Source organism: Klebsiella sp. X1-16S-Nf21 (assembly GCF_002837615.1).
Lineage (GTDB): Bacteria > Pseudomonadota > Gammaproteobacteria > Enterobacterales > Enterobacteriaceae > Klebsiella > Klebsiella variicola.
This window is the reverse complement of record NZ_PJDK01000058.1, coordinates 1-14,213: the sequence shown is the minus strand read 5'-3', so window position 1 is coordinate 14,213 and position 14,213 is coordinate 1. Positions and strand designations below refer to the sequence as shown.

At 60.9% G+C, this 14,213-nt stretch carries 15 protein-coding genes; 7 read left to right on the top strand and 8 right to left on the bottom strand.

What is annotated here, in order from left to right:
- Positions 1-13: 13 nt before the first annotated feature.
- Positions 14-505: an REP-associated tyrosine transposase gene (locus CW267_RS22005; RefSeq protein WP_016160363.1), complete on the top strand. Its 492-nt coding sequence runs from the start codon at positions 14-16 to the stop codon at positions 503-505.
- 178 nt (positions 506-683) lie between these two features.
- The gene (locus CW267_RS22000) at positions 684-2,402 is read left to right on the top strand and encodes a lysophospholipid acyltransferase family protein (protein WP_012542727.1); all 1,719 of its coding nucleotides are present in this window, start codon (positions 684-686) and stop codon (positions 2,400-2,402) included.
- 174 nt (positions 2,403-2,576) lie between these two features.
- On the opposite strand, the gene tauD is transcribed toward CW267_RS22000, so the two are convergent.
- The 7 genes from tauD to CW267_RS30805 form a co-directional block, all read right to left on the bottom strand.
- Entirely contained in the window at positions 2,577-3,428 is an 852-nt protein-coding gene (gene tauD / locus CW267_RS21995) for a taurine dioxygenase (protein ID WP_004144604.1), read from the bottom strand.
- A complete protein-coding gene (gene tauC / locus CW267_RS21990; protein ID WP_008805332.1) occupies positions 3,425-4,252 on the bottom strand; it encodes a taurine ABC transporter permease TauC in 828 nt (275 codons plus the stop codon). Before tauC ends, tauD begins: the two co-directional genes overlap by 4 nt.
- Positions 4,249-5,016 carry a taurine ABC transporter ATP-binding subunit gene (gene tauB, locus CW267_RS21985; RefSeq protein ID WP_004893960.1) on the bottom strand — a complete coding sequence of 256 codons (768 nt, stop codon included), beginning with the start codon at positions 5,014-5,016 and terminating at the stop codon, positions 4,249-4,251. The genes tauC and tauB overlap by 4 nt, the downstream gene beginning before the upstream one ends.
- Positions 5,017-5,027: 11 nt before the next feature.
- Positions 5,028-5,990, bottom strand: a complete 963-nt coding sequence (gene tauA, locus CW267_RS21980; RefSeq protein ID WP_008805331.1) for a taurine ABC transporter substrate-binding protein — start codon at positions 5,988-5,990, stop codon at positions 5,028-5,030.
- Positions 5,991-6,214: 224 nt separating this feature from the next.
- A complete protein-coding gene (mmuM, locus tag CW267_RS21975; protein ID WP_032732576.1) occupies positions 6,215-7,147 on the bottom strand; it encodes a homocysteine S-methyltransferase in 933 nt (310 codons plus the stop codon).
- Positions 7,134-8,543 (bottom strand): S-methylmethionine permease, encoded by a 1,410-nt coding sequence (gene mmuP / locus CW267_RS21970; protein WP_008805329.1) that lies wholly within the window; start codon positions 8,541-8,543, stop codon positions 7,134-7,136. Before mmuP ends, mmuM begins: the two co-directional genes overlap by 14 nt.
- 82 nt (positions 8,544-8,625) lie before the next feature.
- Entirely contained in the window at positions 8,626-8,742 is a 117-nt protein-coding gene (locus CW267_RS30805; protein ID WP_012542728.1) for a hypothetical protein, read from the bottom strand.
- Between the two features lie 74 nt (positions 8,743-8,816).
- Between CW267_RS30805 and eat the strand changes: the two genes are divergently transcribed.
- From eat to eutC, 3 genes are read left to right on the top strand one after another with little or no spacing between them, the layout of a single operon-like run.
- Positions 8,817-10,196, top strand: a complete 1,380-nt coding sequence (eat, locus tag CW267_RS21965) for an ethanolamine permease (RefSeq protein WP_008805328.1) — start codon at positions 8,817-8,819, stop codon at positions 10,194-10,196.
- A 9-nt stretch (positions 10,197-10,205) separates the two neighbouring features.
- The gene (locus tag CW267_RS21960; RefSeq protein ID WP_016160361.1) at positions 10,206-11,594 is read left to right on the top strand and encodes an ethanolamine ammonia-lyase subunit EutB; all 1,389 of its coding nucleotides are present in this window, start codon (positions 10,206-10,208) and stop codon (positions 11,592-11,594) included.
- Positions 11,591-12,370 carry an ethanolamine ammonia-lyase subunit EutC gene (gene eutC, locus CW267_RS21955; protein WP_016160360.1) on the top strand — a complete coding sequence of 260 codons (780 nt, stop codon included), beginning with the start codon at positions 11,591-11,593 and terminating at the stop codon, positions 12,368-12,370. Before CW267_RS21960 ends, eutC begins: the two co-directional genes overlap by 4 nt.
- A 437-nt stretch (positions 12,371-12,807) precedes the next feature.
- Here eutC and CW267_RS30800 read toward each other — a convergent pair whose 3' ends face one another.
- Positions 12,808-12,951, bottom strand: coding sequence for a hypothetical protein (locus CW267_RS30800; RefSeq protein ID WP_046881799.1), 144 nt, complete (start codon positions 12,949-12,951; stop codon positions 12,808-12,810).
- On the opposite strand from CW267_RS30800, the gene CW267_RS21945 reads away from it, so the two are divergent.
- A complete protein-coding gene (locus CW267_RS21945) occupies positions 12,944-14,050 on the top strand; it encodes an ABC transporter substrate-binding protein (protein WP_004147267.1) in 1,107 nt (368 codons plus the stop codon). The genes CW267_RS30800 and CW267_RS21945 overlap by 8 nt on opposite strands.
- 19 nt (positions 14,051-14,069) lie before the next feature.
- A partial coding sequence (locus CW267_RS21940) for an ABC transporter permease subunit (RefSeq protein ID WP_413773661.1) occupies positions 14,070-14,213 on the top strand: 144 nt, incomplete at its 3' end.

Below are 14,213 nucleotides of genomic sequence, written 5' to 3'. Positions count from 1 at the left end.
TCCAGGAGATCCTGTGGTGGCTTATCGACGTTATTACATTAAGGGGGGAACCTGGTTCTTCACTGTTAACCTTAAAGACCGTAGAAGCATGCACCTAACTGAAAACATAGAATTATTGCGCTACTCTGTCGCCGTTGTTAAACAACATCGCCCCTTTATTATTGATGCCTGGGTGGTGTTGCCTGAACATCTGCATTGCATCTGGACACTACCTCATAATGATGACGATTTTTCTTCACGCTGGAGAGATATCAAAGGCTGTTTTAGCAGAACGTTAAAACGACAACCCCTCTGGCAACCGCGCTTCTGGGAGCATGCCATACGCGATGAAGATGATTACCGCCGACACGTTGATTACATCCATATCAATCCACTTAAGCATGGCTGGGTCACCCGGGTGATCGATTGGCCATTTTCAACCTTTCATCGCGATTTCCAGCGCGGGCTATATCCCCCAAATTGGGCTGGCGATAGCTTTGATCTTAGCTGCGGTGAACGCCGATAGCCTCTCCCCGGTGGCGCTGACGCTTACCGGGGCTACAAATCGGCGCCAACCGTAGCCCGGATGAGGCGTTAGCCGCTATCCGGGAAACCTCCCCCGCTGCGACCGAAACTTCACCCAACTGTAATCTGAACGACATCTCCACCTTCTACTGTCTGGGCAGGACGGAGGAGGAGCCACTATGTTTAGTCTCGACAACGTACTCGATGACCTGTGGCCTCAGGCGAGGCCCGCCCCCTGGCAAAAGAAACTGTTAAAAAAGCTGTTTTATGAGGAAGAGTTTCAACAATTTGCCGATCGTCATCGCCACCTGAAGGGGCTTGATACGGTCGAACAGGTACTGGAATACCTCAATATCCGCTGCGCCATCCCGGCGCACGATCTCGAACAAATCCCCGAATATGGCCCGCTGGTCATTATCGCCAACCACCCCACCGGCACCCTCGACGGCCTGGCGCTCCTGTATGCGGTATCCCGCGTGCGCCGCGATGTCAAAGTGGTCACCAACCGCATGCTCACCCACCTTGAGCCCCTGAGCTCGCTGTTTATCCCGGTAGATAATATTCATGGCCGCACCGCTAAAGCGGCGCTGCAGCAGATGGATCACCAGCTGCAGGCCGGCGGGGTGCTGATCTTCTTCCCGGCGGGGGAAGTCTCCCGCCTCACCCGTCGCGGTATCCGCGATAAAAAATGGCACTCCGGCTTTATTAAGCTGGCGGCAAAATATCGCGCCCCGCTGCTGCCGGCGTGGATTAACGCCCACAACAGCGCCCTGTTTTACGCCAGCACGCTGGTCTCCGACAACCTGCCGCTGCTCCTGCTGATGCAGCAGATGTTTCGCCGGCGCAACAGCAGCCTGCCGGTGCGCATCGGCCAGCAGATCCCCTGGTCGAGCTGGTTCGATGCCAAGTCCAGCGCTCGCGAGCTTACCGGCCGCTGCTATCAGCACCTGGAACAACTGCGCAAAGGGCTGCCGGGGCAGTTCAAAACCGAAAGCGCCATCGCCCGTCCGGAAGACCGGGCATTGCTCAAACGCGAACTGCATAAGGCCGAGTGTCTGGGCCGCACCACCGACGGCAAAGTGATTTACCTCTGGCAGCGCAACGGCCAGGAGGACGCGCCGCTGCTGCGCGAGCTGGGACGTCTGCGGGAAATCGCCTTCCGCGCGGTCGGGGAAGGCAGCGGCAAACGGCGGGATATCGACGGGTATGACGACGACTATCTGCATCTGATCCTGTGGGATGAAGACGATCTGGAAATCGTCGGCGCTTACCGCTTTATGCCGACGGCCATCCAGCTGGCAAAGCGCGGCCTGGAAGGGATCTACAGTTACAGCCTGTTCCATTACGACGGGCGGATGGACGATGTCCTGCAGCACGGCATTGAGCTGGGGCGCAGCTTTATCCAGCCGCGCTACTGGGGGCGTCGCGGGCTGGACTACCTGTGGTCAGGCATCGGCGCTTATCTGGCGCGCTATCCGCACTATCGCTATCTGTTTGGTCCGGTGTCGATTTCTGGCGGGTTGCCGCCCGCCGCCCGCGATCTGCTGGTGGCGTTCTACCGGCTGTGGTTCCCGGCGACGCATCCGCTGGCGGAGTCGCGTCGACCTTATCCGGCGTCGCTGCCCGACGTGCTGGCGCAGTTTGGCGGGGAGGATTACAACGACGACCTGGCCCGGCTGAAGTCCCTGCTCGGCAATCTCGGCTGCGCGATCCCGCCGCTGTATAAGCAGTACTCGGAAGTGTGCGAGCCGGGCGGCGTGCAGTTTATCGATTTCGGCAGCGATCCGGATTTCAATAACTGCGTGGATGGTCTGGTGCTGGTGGATCTCACCTACCTGAAGGCCAATCGCTATCAGCGCTATATTGGCGCGCATCTGGGTGCGCAAAAATCGGCATAAACGCTTTTTCCCGGCTTGCGGCGCGTTGCGCCTTAGCCGGGCTACGGTACACCATTTCCGACGGATCGGTCGCCCGGAAAAGGCGCGTCAGGCGCCGCCTCCGGGAAGCAGCGGGCAATGCAGCATCCGCTTTTCTCCGCGGCTCGCGGCTGATGCCTTAACCGGCTACAAGCATTACCCCGCCCGGTAATACGGCTTATCGCCGAGGATCGTCGCCCGGTGCATGATCCGCCGCTGCGGCAGATAGTCGGCGTTGGCGTAATGCTGGGTCACCCGGTTATCCCAGATAGCGACATCGTTCGGCTGCCAGCGCCAGCGCACCTGAAACTCCGGTTTAGTGACATGAGCAAACAGGAAGTTCAGCAGCGCTGCGCTCTCTTTCTCACTCACCTCGACAATTCGCGTGGTAAACCCTTCATTAACGAACAGCGCCTGCTTGCCGGTCACCGGGTGGGTACGCACTACCGGGTGCAGCAGCGGCGGATGCTTCGCCACCGCTTCCTGCCAGCGCCGATGCTCGGCTTCGGTCTTGTTGTACTTATACTCCTGGAACGATTTGCGGAAATCGTGTTCGGCATGCAGGCCGCTCAGCAGCTGCCGGAAAGGTTCTGACAGCGCTTCCCAGGCGGCAATGCCGCTGGTCCACAGGGTGTCCCCGCCGGTCGTCGGCAGCTCTTTCGCCGCCAGAATGGCGCCGGCGGGCGGCGTGTCGATAAAGGTGACATCGGTATGCCAGTTGTCATTATCCGGCGGATTATCGTTGTGGGTATCGAGGACGATAATCTCTTCCACGCCAGGGGCGTGAGGGTAGACCGGATGGATATGCAGGTCGCCAAACCGCAGCGCCAGGTCGCGCTGTTGCGCCGGGGTGATATTTTGCTCGCGCAGGAATACTACCTGATGACGCAGCACCGCGTGATACAGCTGTTCAAACTGGTTGTCGCTCAGCGGACGGGTTAAATCTGCCCCGGTCACCTGCGCGCCAATATAGGGCCCCAGCGGGGTAATGCTCAGACGTTCACTCATTGTACTTCTCCATGCCAGGGCGTCAGGCGACGCTGCAGCGCGCGCAGACCCAGTTCCAGTAAAAAGGCGATAATGGCAATCACCGCGATCCCCGCCAGCACCACATCGGTGGCGAGAAACTCGCCGGCAGACTGCACCATAAATCCTAATCCGCGGGTGGCAGCGATCAGCTCAGCGGCCACCAGCGTTGACCAGCCCACCCCGAGACCAATGCGCAGCCCGGTGAGGATCTCCGGCAGCGCGCCGGGCAGGATCACCAGCCACAGCACCTGCGCCCGGCTGGCGCCCAGCGAACGGGCGGCGCGAATGCGCACCTGCTGCGCGCTTTTTACCCCTGCCAGCGCCGACATGGCTACCGGCGCGAAAATCGCCAGGTAGATCAGCAGGATCTTCGAGGTTTCACCGATGCCAAACCAGATCACCATCAGCGGTAGGTAGGCCAGCGGCGGCACCGGACGATAGAGTTCGATCAGCGGATCGAGGATCCCACGCACCGTCGAGTTGAGCCCCATGGCGATCCCCACCGGTACGCCAATAAGCACTGCCGCCAGCAAGGCGATGACGATCCGCGTCAGGCTCGCCGCCAGATGCTGCCAGAGCGTCGCATCCATAAAACCCTGCGGCCCGGCGATGGTGATAAGCTTTTGCAGTACCTGACCCGGCGGCGGCAGAAACAGCGGGCTAATCAGCTGCAGCGCCGCGACCGCCCACCAGACGGCCAGCAATACCGCCAGAGTCGCCACGCTGAGGGTGAGCTGACGGGAGAGCGGCCAGCGCCACTTCAGCGTCGTCTGACGCGGTTTGTCGTTCAGTACCACGCTCATGAGAAAGCCTCCCGTTGGTCAAACACCCGGCTCAGAATGTATTCCCGCTGTTCAATAAACCGCGGGTCGGATTTGATGCTGCGGCAGGATTCGCCCGCGACAAAGCGACGGCTAAAATCAAGCCGCAGCCGCTCCACCACCCGTCCCGGCCCCGGCGACAGCAGCACCAGCTCGGTGGCCATAAAGATGGCCTCTTCAATGTCATGAGTGATCAGCAGCACCTGTTTGCCGGTCTCATGCCACAGTTTCAGCAGCAATGTCTGCATCTGCTCGCGGGTAAAGGCGTCAAGCGCGCCGAAGGGCTCATCCAGCAGCAACAGCTGCGGATTCGCCGCCAGCGCCCGGGCGATGCCCACCCGCTGGCGTTGACCGCCGGACAGCTGCCAGATAAAGCGTTTTTCCGCCCCTTCGAGACCCACCTTCTTCAGCATCTGCGCCGCCGCTTGCCGGCGCTGCGCTTTATCCACGCCCGCCAGTTGGAGGCCCAGCGCCACGTTATCCTGCACATTGCGCCACGGCAGCAGGCCTTCGTTCTGGAAGACCACGCCGCGCTCTGCGCCCGGCCCGGTCACCCGCTGACCTTCGAGGGTGATGCTGCCGTGCTGATAGGGCACGAATCCGGCAATCAGGTTCAGCAGGGTAGTTTTACCGCAGCCCGAAGGCCCCAGCACCACCAACAGCTCCCCACTCTCCAGCGTCAGGTTGATATCCGCCAGCGCCGGTTTACCGCCGTAGTCGGCGGAAAGATGCGAGATTTGCAGCATCGCCGCCTCCTTTACTTCACGAAACGGTCAGTGACGTACTGACGATAATCGGTTCCCGCCGCGGGCACTTTGCCCTGCTCTTTCAGGAAGCGCGCGGTATCGACGATGGCCTGATTGACCGGACCATTCAGCGCCTGCGCCTGCTCAGCGGCGGTCAGGTAGGTGTTCCCCTTCACCAGCCCGGGGACATCAGCTTCCGGCACGCCGCTCAGGCGCGCCAGCTTGCTGATGTTGTCCGGCTGTTTCAGCCATGTTTCCGGGTTGGCGATGTAGGGCTGCTGGGCGTCGATGGCGCTTTTAGCAAAGGCTTTGACGATCTCCGGATGCTGCTCGGCGAAGTCCTTACGGACCACCCAAACATCGAGGGTCGGCGCGCCCCACTCCCCAACCTGCGCCGAATCGGTCAGCACCTTGCCCTCTTTTTCCAGTTCGTTAACCGCTGGCGCCCAGACGTAAGCGCCATCGATATCCCCGCGCTGCCAGGCGGCGATAATCGCCGGCGGCTGCAGGTTAATAATCTGCACCTGGCCCGGCTTGATGCCCCAGTGTTTGAGCGCCGACAACAGGCTGTAGTGGGTGGTGGAGATAAACGGCACGGCGATGCGCTTGCCGATCAGATCTTCCGGTTTGGTAATGCTTTTTTTCACCACCAGCGCTTCGGAGTTGCCGAGCTTTGAAGCGAGCAGGAACACTTCAATCGGCACCTGCTGACTGGCGGCCACCGCCAGCGGGCTGGAGCCGATATTGCCGATCTGCACATCGCCGGAGGCCAGGGCACGCACCACGCTGGCGCCGCTGTCGAATTTCCGCCAGTCGACGGTCGCGCCGCTGGTTTTGGCGAAGGTATTGTCCGCCTGGGCGACTTTCGCCGGCTCAGCGGAGGTTTGATACGCCACGGTCACGTTGACCGCCTGCGCCTGGAAGGCGGCGACAGCCAGCGCCGCCAGAAGAGTAATTCGCGATGTGAATGCCATAATGTCTGCTTCCCCTGAGTTGTTATAGGTGCAGTATTTCCGGCATCAGGAGGGAGATGAAGTAATTAAAAATTCTGGCTAATAGCGAATCGTTTTTAGAACAAAAGCGGGAAAGGATAGTTGGTTTTGAGCGGTTGGTGAGTGGCAGATGGTTGGCGCCGGGTGGCGGCGACGGATCGCGCAATATGTAGGCCGGGTAAGCGCAGCGCCACCCGGCAAAAAACTCAGCGCTTCGCGTTAAGCGCGGCGATGTCCTTCGGCGTGGTGCGGCAGCAGCCGCCAATCAGCTTCGCCCCGGCCGCCAGCCACTGCGGCAGATAATCCGCCAGGGTGGCGCAGGCTTCGCCATGATGGTGCCAGGTCTTGCTCACCGCATCATAATGTTCGCCGGAGTTAGGATAGACCACCAGCGGCAGGGCCGTCAGGCTGTGCAGATGCTCCAGCGCCGCGGGCGTATTTTCCAGGGCGATACAGTTGATGCCCACCGCCACCACCTGCGGGTTATCCGCCAGGGCAGCCATCACCTCGCGTAGCGGCGTCCCATCGCTGAGATGTTCGGCGTCGCGCAGCGTGAAAGAGTACCAGGCGCGGGCGCGGGGATAGTCCTGCAGCAGGGCCGTCAGCGCCTGGATCTCAGCAAATGACGGCAGGGTTTCACAGGCCAGCAGGTCGGCGCCCGCATCCAGAAGGGCTTCGACGCGCGGGCGGTGGAAATCCTGGAACTCTGCCGCGCTGCGCTGATAATCGCCGCGATACTCCGAGCCGTCGGCGAGAAACGCGCCATACGGCCCTACCGAACCGGCCACCAGCAGCGTGCCGGCCTGCGGGTTCTCGGCGAGGTACGCCTCGCGCGCTTTGCGCGCCAGTTCGACGCTTTTGCCGATCAGCGCCCGGGACTGCGCATCATCCAGCCCGCGCGCGGCAAAGCCCGCCGGGGTGGCCTGATAGCTGGCGGTGATCGCCACCTGCGCCCCGGCGCGAAAGTAGTCGAGATGCACATCGCGGATCAGCTGCGGGTTCTCCAGCAGCACTTTCGCCGACCACAGGCTGTCGGCCAGATCGCAGCCGCGGGCCTCCAGCTCGGTGGCCATGGCGCCGTCCAGCAGGACATAAGGCTGGGCGGCAAGCAGAGCAGTGAACGGGTTAGTCTGCGACATGTTGGGACTCCTGAGTCATATTCCGTGAACGAGTGAGATACCAGGCACCATAGCACAGGGCCACAAAGGGGATCCCGCACCACAGCGCAATTCTCTGGCTCGGGTCAAAGGCGAGGCCCACGCAGGCCACCAGGCACAGCACAAACCCCAGAACGGGCACCACCGGATACCAGGGAGCGCGATACTGCAGATCGCTCAGCGCCTTACCCTGCTGCAGATGGCGGCGGCGGAACATAAAGTGCGAGGCGCAGATGCTCAACCACACCGCCACTACCGCAAAACCGGAGATCGCCGACAGCGCCACAAACACCGTATCGGGCGCCACCACGCTGGAGAACAGCGCCAGCACGCCGCCCAGCATACTCACCGACAGCGCGGTCACCGGCACGCCCCGTTTATTGACTTTGGCAAAGCAGGCCGGCAGCGTCTTCTCGTTCGACAGCGACCACAGCATCCGCCCGGAAGCGTACAGGCCGGAGTTAGCCGCCGAGAGGATCGCCGTCAGGATCACAAAGTTGAAAATATCCGCCGCGTAAGGGATGCCCACCTTTTCAAACACCAGCACGAAGGGGCTTTTCTCCACCCCCGCCTGCTGCATTGGGATCAGCGCCGCCAGCACGAACACGGTGCCGATAAAGAAAATAATCAGCCGGGCAATGGTGGTGCGGATGGCGACCGGAATAACCTTATGCGGGTTTTCCGTCTCTCCGGCGGCAATGCCGATAAGCTCCGTCCCGGAGAAGGCGAAGTTCACCGCCACCATGGTCATCAGGATCGGCAGGCCGCCGTGCGGGAACCAGCCTTCGGCGGTGATATTGTGCAGGCCCGGCGCCGGCGAGCCATCCTGCATCGGAATGATGCCGAAAATGGCCGCGCCGCCGAGAATAATAAACGCGATGATGGTGATCACTTTCACCAGCGAGAACCAGAACTCGCCTTCCGCGAAGAAGCGCGTCGAAATGATATTAAGGCCGAAGATCACCGCGCAGAACACCACGCACCAGATCCAGACCGGCACCTGCGGGAACCAGTACTGCATGCAGAAACCCGCCGCGGTGAAGCTCGAACCCAGCGCCACCGTCCACGTTAGCCAGTAGAGCCACGCCACGGTATAGCCCGTCGCCGGGCCAAGATAGCGCGCCGCGTAAACGTGGAAGGCGCCGGTCTCCGGCATCGCCACCGACAATTCACCGAGGCACTGCATCACCAGCCAGACCACCAGGGCGCCAATCAGATACGCCAGCAGCGTCCCGGCCGCGCCGGTGGTGGAGATGATATAGCCGGTATTAAAAAATAAGCCGGTGCCAATCACGCCGCCGAGCGACAGCATGATCAGATGGCGCGTTTTCATGGTGCGCTTCAGTTGCCCACCTTGTTGTTGTGTTGTGCTTTGCATTTTATTTTCTCACGCCAGCCCGCTTGCCCGGGTCATGATGCGTATAAACGTATAGACATCTAAACATCCAAAAGAAGAAGTGTTATACCGTGCCGCCGCGGAAAAAGCAAAGCCGCTGCACCAGGGCACGCGCCGACAGCGTGCAGCCTGCCCCATTTTTGCGCAGCGCCAGCGGGCGCGCCACGCGCTGACGCCTCATCGCGACGGACCACGTTCTGGCACTCTCTTTGCAGCCTGTCGTTCAGAACCTTTCTATCTGGCGAGGCAACACGTATGACAGAGCAAACCACCACCTTAAAAAGAACGCTCGGCAGTTTTCGTTTATGGGGGATCGCCGTCGGACTGGTGATATCCGGGGAGTACTTCGGCTGGAGCTACGGCTGGTCGCAGGCGGGCACGATGGGGTTTATGGTCGTCGCCCTGGCGGTCGCCGCGATGTACTGCGCCTTTATTTTCAGCTTTACCGAGCTGACCACCGCCATCCCGCACGCTGGCGGCCCTTTCGCCTATGCCTACCGCGCCTTCGGGCCCACCGGCGGTTTTATCGCCGGTTTTGCCACCCTGATTGAATTCGTCTTCGCCCCGCCGGCCATCGCCATGGCCATCGGCGCCTACCTCAACGTGCAGTTTCCGGCGCTGGATCCGAAATGGGTCGCCTGCGGCGCTTACGTGATCTTTATGACGCTCAATATTCTCGGCGTCGGCATTGCCGCCACCTTCGAGCTGATCGTCACCCTGCTGGCCATCTTCGAGCTGCTGGTGTTCATGGGCGTGGTCGCGCCCGGCTTCTCCTGGAGCCACTTCACCACTAACGGCTGGGCGGGCGCGGAAAGCTTCAGCGGCCTGGCGCTGCCGGGGATGTTCGCCGCCATTCCGTTCGCCATCTGGTTCTTCCTCGCCATTGAGGGGGCCTCCATGGCGGCCGAAGAGGCCAAAGATCCGCAGCGCACCATTCCGCGCGCCCTGGGCGGCGGCATTCTGACGCTGACGGTGCTGGCGATCGGCGTGATGGTCTTCGCCGGCGGCGTCGGCGACTGGCGCGCGCTGTCCAATATTAACGATCCGCTGCCCCAGGCGATGAAGACGGTGGTGGGCAATGGCAGCGGCTGGCTGCATATGCTGGTGTGGCTGGGGCTGTTTGGCCTCGTCGCCTCCTTCCACGGCATCATTATGGGCTATTCGCGGCAGATCTACTCCCTCGCCCGCGCCGGCTATCTGCCCGCCGGGCTGGCGACCCTCAACCGCCGCACCCGCACCCCGCATCTGGCGATCCTCGCCGGCGGCGTGGTCGGTATCGCCGCGATCTTCTCCGACTCGCTGATCACCATCAGCGGCATGCCGCTGACCGCCTGTATCGTCACTATGTCGGTATTTGGGGCTATTGTTATGTATATCACTTCCATGGCGGCGCTGTTCAAACTGCGCCGTAGCGAGCCGAAGCTGATCCGCCCATTCCGCGCCCCGCTCTACCCGCTGGCGCCGGCCTTTGCCCTCGGCATGGCGGTGCTCTGCCTGGTGGCGATGGTCTGGTATAACCTGCTGCTGGCGCTGATTTTCGCGGCGATGATGCTCGGCGGCTACCTGTGGTTCCGCAAAACCGCAGCGGCCCGTGAACGGGCGCCAGTGGATCCTCAACTGCGCACGGTCTCCTGAGGAGGCGGCATGTATAAAACCACGCTATCGGGCCAGGTATGGCGCTTTGATAGTCTGAAAACGTTGATGGCGAAAGCGTCGCCAGCCCGCTCCGGCGACGCCCTCGCAGGGGTTATCGCCACCTCAGCCGAAGAGCGGATGGCGGCGAAAATGGCCCTCGCCGAGGTGCCGCTGACCGACATTCTCGACAACCCGCTTATCCCTTACGAGCAGGATGAAGTGACTCGCCTGATCCTCGACACCCATGATGCGCAGGGCTTTGCCGCCCTGCGCCATCTGACGGTCGGCGATTTTCGCGACTGGCTGCTGGATGATGCCACCGATACCGCCACGCTGCAGCGGGTCGCCCGCGCCATCACCCCGGAGATGGCGGCGGCGGTCAGTAAGCTGATGCGCAATCAGGATCTGATCCTTGCCGCCAGCAAATGCCAGGTGGTGACGCGCTTTCGCAACACCATCGGCCTGCCCGGCCACCTCAGCGTACGCCTGCAGCCCAACCATCCTACCGACGACCTGAAAGGCATCGCCGCCAGTATGCTCGACGGGCTGCTGTACGGCGCCGGGGACGCGGTGATCGGCATCAACCCGGCCAGCGACAGCTTACCGGTGCTGGCGCAGCTGAACGTCATGCTGGACGATATTATTCAGCGCTTCGCCATTCCCACCCAGTCCTGCATTCTGACCCATGTCACCAATACGCTGCAGCTGATTGAGCGCGGCGCGCCGGTGGATCTGGTGTTTCAGTCGGTGGCGGGAACCGAAGCGGCCAACAGCGGCTTCGGCATCAATCTTGCCATGCTGCAGGAGGCCCGTGAGGCGGCCCTCAGCCTCAGGCGCGGTACCCTCGGCAACAATGTGATGTATTTTGAGACCGGCCAGGGAAGCTGCCTGTCGGCCAACGCCCACCACGGCGTCGATCAGCAAACCTGTGAGGCGCGGGCCTACGCCGTCGCCCGTCACTTTGAACCGCTACTGGTCAATACCGTGGTCGGCTTTATCGGTCCGGAGTATCTCTACGACGGCAAGCAGATTATTCGCGCCGGGCTGGAGGATCATTTCTGCGGCAAGCTGATGGGCCTGCCGATCGGCTGCGACGTCTGCTATACCAACCACGCGGAAGCGGATCAGGATGATATGGACACCCTGCTGACCTTGCTGTGCGCCGCCGGGCTCACCTTCCTGATCGGCGTGCCCGGAGCGGACGATATCATGCTCAATTACCAGAGCACCTCGTTCCATGACGCGCTGTACGCCCGTCGCCTGCTGGGCTTAAAGCATGCCCCGGAGTTCGCCGACTGGCTGGCGAAGATGCAGATTATCGATCCGCACGGCACGCTGCGGCTCACCGACGCCCGCCATCCGCTGCTGTCCGTCCTGCCGCAAGGAGCCTCCGTATGAACCGTCCCGATGCCTGGAACCCGCTGCGTGAATTTACCGATGCGCGGATCGCCCTGGGCCGCAGCGGCGCCAGCCTGCCGACCCGCGAAGTCCTTAACTTTGGTCTGGCCCATGCCAGAGCGCGGGATGCTATTCATCAGCCGTTCGCCAGCCAGCAGCTGGTGGCGCCGCTGGCGGCGCTCGGCCTCGACGCCCTGACGGTGCACAGCGCCGCGCCGGACCGTCACACCTATCTTCGGCGTCCGGATCTCGGGCGGCAGCTCGCCGACGAAAGCCGCACCGACCTCGCCGCCAGCGGCGTCCGCCCCGCCGATCTGCTGCTGGTGATCGGCGATGGCCTCTCTTCCTGGGCGGTAGAGCGCCAGGCGGTGCCATTGATCCGCGCCCTGCTGCCCTATCTGCAAACGCTGGGTATCGGCCTGGCGCCGGTAGTGCTGGCGCATCAGTCGCGGGTGGCGCTGGGGGATGATATTGGCGAAACCCTGAAAGCCCGCGCGGTGGCGATCCTGATTGGCGAACGACCGGGTCTCTCCTCGCCGGACAGCCTCGGCGTCTACCTCACCTGGCAGCCCCATCGTCAGCGTCTGGAATCTGAGCGCAACTGTATCTCCAATATTCGTCCGGAGGGATTAGGCCATGACGCCGCCGCCTTTAAACTGGCCTGGCTGCTGGAGCAGGCTTTTTTACGCCGCGTCACCGGCGTGCAGTTAAAAGATGAAAGTGATAATCCGGCGCTGCATGGAAAAATAAAACCATTGCCCCCTTTAAAAGAATAAGTCACACCAGCAGCAGAATAAATTTTAATACTACCGGGCGCACCTGAATATTATATTCGGGTGCGCGCTGAAATTGCCCGACGGCGCTTCGCTTGCGCGGGCCTGCGCAAACCGTTCAACCGGTTTATATGGTGGATTTTTCAGGCCGGGTAAGGCGCCAGTCGCCCCCCGGCAAAATGCGTTCACCGTACCAAAAACCGTGTTGTCATCAGCCTTATGCCCCTCCCAGCAGGTAATAAGAATATTGCATGAGTAAAAACGAAACGGACGTTGTAAGGTAAATCAGCGCATTAAAAATACCCGTCATACTTCAAGTTGCATGTGCGTTGGCTGCGTTCTCTCCCCCCAGTCACTGACTTCTGTAAGCGCCTGGGGACTCGCTCACTTGCCGCCTTCATGCGACTCGAATTATTTAGGGTATATATCTCGTTATCTATTCAACATAACAGCCAATAATTCGTCGGACACGCTGGCGAATTATTCCTCAATGTTATGCAGTCATTGATGGTTAAAGATAAATAATCGACCGACGGAGAAATACCAATGAAATCGTTTTCCGGGAAAGCGTCTTTAATGGCCACGCTGGTTGCCGCGCTGGTCGGCGCCAGCAGCGCGCAGGCAGCGGAAATTAAAATCGGGGTGGTATTACCCCTGAGCGGCGCCCTCAGCGGCTACGGCCAGCCGTCGCAGAAAGGGCTGGACATTATTCAGGCCATCACCCCGACGTTAAAAAATGGCGATACCATCAAGCTTATCGTTATCGATGATAAAAGCGACAAAGTCGAAGCGGCCAACGCCATGCAGCGCCTGGTCTCCAGCGATAAAGTGGATGCCGTGATCGGGGAAGTCACCTCCTCCAACACCCTGGCGATGACCAAGATCGCCGACGACAGCAAAACGCCGCTGGTCTCCTCCACCGCCACCAACGACCGCGTCACCCGTAACCATCCGTACGTCAGCCGGGTCTGTTTCTCGGACAGCTTCCAGGGGGTGGTCGGGGCAAATCTGGCCTCCCGCGATCTGAAAGCCAAAACCGCCGCCATCGTGTTTGACAGCAGCAACGACTACTCCGTCGGCCTGGCGAAAGCGTTCCGCACCCAGTTCCTGAAAAACGGCGGCACCATTCCCATCGAGGTACAGGCCCCGGGCGGCAGCAAGGACTTTAAAGCCCAGTTGGCGAGCGTCAAGGCGAAGAATGTCGACATGATTTACATGCCGATCTACTACACCGAAGGGGCGCTGATTGCCGTGCAGTCTAAACAACTGGGGCTCAACAAACCGGTGGTGGGCGGCGACGGTCTGGCCGCGGATCAGGTCTTCTTCGATGTCGGTAAAGACGCGGTCAACGGCTATATGACCACCGATTATTACTCGCCGAACGCCAAAGAGCAGACCCCGGCCGGGGAAACCTTCATCAAAGCCTGGGAAGCCAAATACCAGCAGCCGACCCATACCTGGGGCGCAATGGCGGCGGACGCCTATAACGTCATCGTCAACGCCATGAACCAGTGCAGCGATCCCCACGATCGGGTCTGCGTGAATGAAAAAATCCGCGCCACCAAAGATTTCCAGGGCGTGACCGGCACGCTGACGTTACAGAACGGCGATGCCATTCGCAGCGCGGTCATCAACGAAGTGAAAGATGGCAAGCTGGCGTTTCGTACCGTGGTTAACCCTTAAGTTGTGACGAGGCTACAAAATGGACGGCGCCATTTTTCTCCAGCAAGTGGTCAATGGAATGAGTCTTGGGGGCATGTACGCCCTGATTGCCATCGGTTATACGATGGTTTATGGCGTGCTACGGCTGATCAACTTCGCCCATGCGGACGTGATGATGGTCGGC

Bases quoted from the DNA above. Each gene is read 5' to 3' on its own strand.
- CW267_RS22000 (WP_012542727.1), top strand. From the start codon at position 684: ATGTTTAGTCTCGACAACGTACTCGATGACCTGTGGCCTCAGGCGAGG.
- tauD (WP_004144604.1), bottom strand. From the start codon at position 3,428: ATGAGTGAACGTCTGAGCATTACCCCGCTGGGGCCCTATATTGGCGCG.
- tauC (WP_008805332.1), bottom strand. From the start codon at position 4,252: ATGAGCGTGGTACTGAACGACAAACCGCGTCAGACGACGCTGAAGTGG.
- tauB (WP_004893960.1), bottom strand. From the start codon at position 5,016: ATGCTGCAAATCTCGCATCTTTCCGCCGACTACGGCGGTAAACCGGCG.
- tauA (WP_008805331.1), bottom strand. From the start codon at position 5,990: ATGGCATTCACATCGCGAATTACTCTTCTGGCGGCGCTGGCTGTCGCC.
- mmuM (WP_032732576.1), bottom strand. From the start codon at position 7,147: ATGTCGCAGACTAACCCGTTCACTGCTCTGCTTGCCGCCCAGCCTTAT.
- mmuP (WP_008805329.1), bottom strand. From the start codon at position 8,543: ATGCAAAGCACAACACAACAACAAGGTGGGCAACTGAAGCGCACCATG.
- CW267_RS30805 (WP_012542728.1), bottom strand. From the start codon at position 8,742: ATGAGGCGTCAGCGCGTGGCGCGCCCGCTGGCGCTGCGCAAAAATGGG.
- eat (WP_008805328.1), top strand. From the start codon at position 8,817: ATGACAGAGCAAACCACCACCTTAAAAAGAACGCTCGGCAGTTTTCGT.
- CW267_RS21960 (WP_016160361.1), top strand. From the start codon at position 10,206: ATGTATAAAACCACGCTATCGGGCCAGGTATGGCGCTTTGATAGTCTG.
- eutC (WP_016160360.1), top strand. From the start codon at position 11,591: ATGAACCGTCCCGATGCCTGGAACCCGCTGCGTGAATTTACCGATGCG.
- CW267_RS21945 (WP_004147267.1), top strand. From the start codon at position 12,944: ATGGCCACGCTGGTTGCCGCGCTGGTCGGCGCCAGCAGCGCGCAGGCA.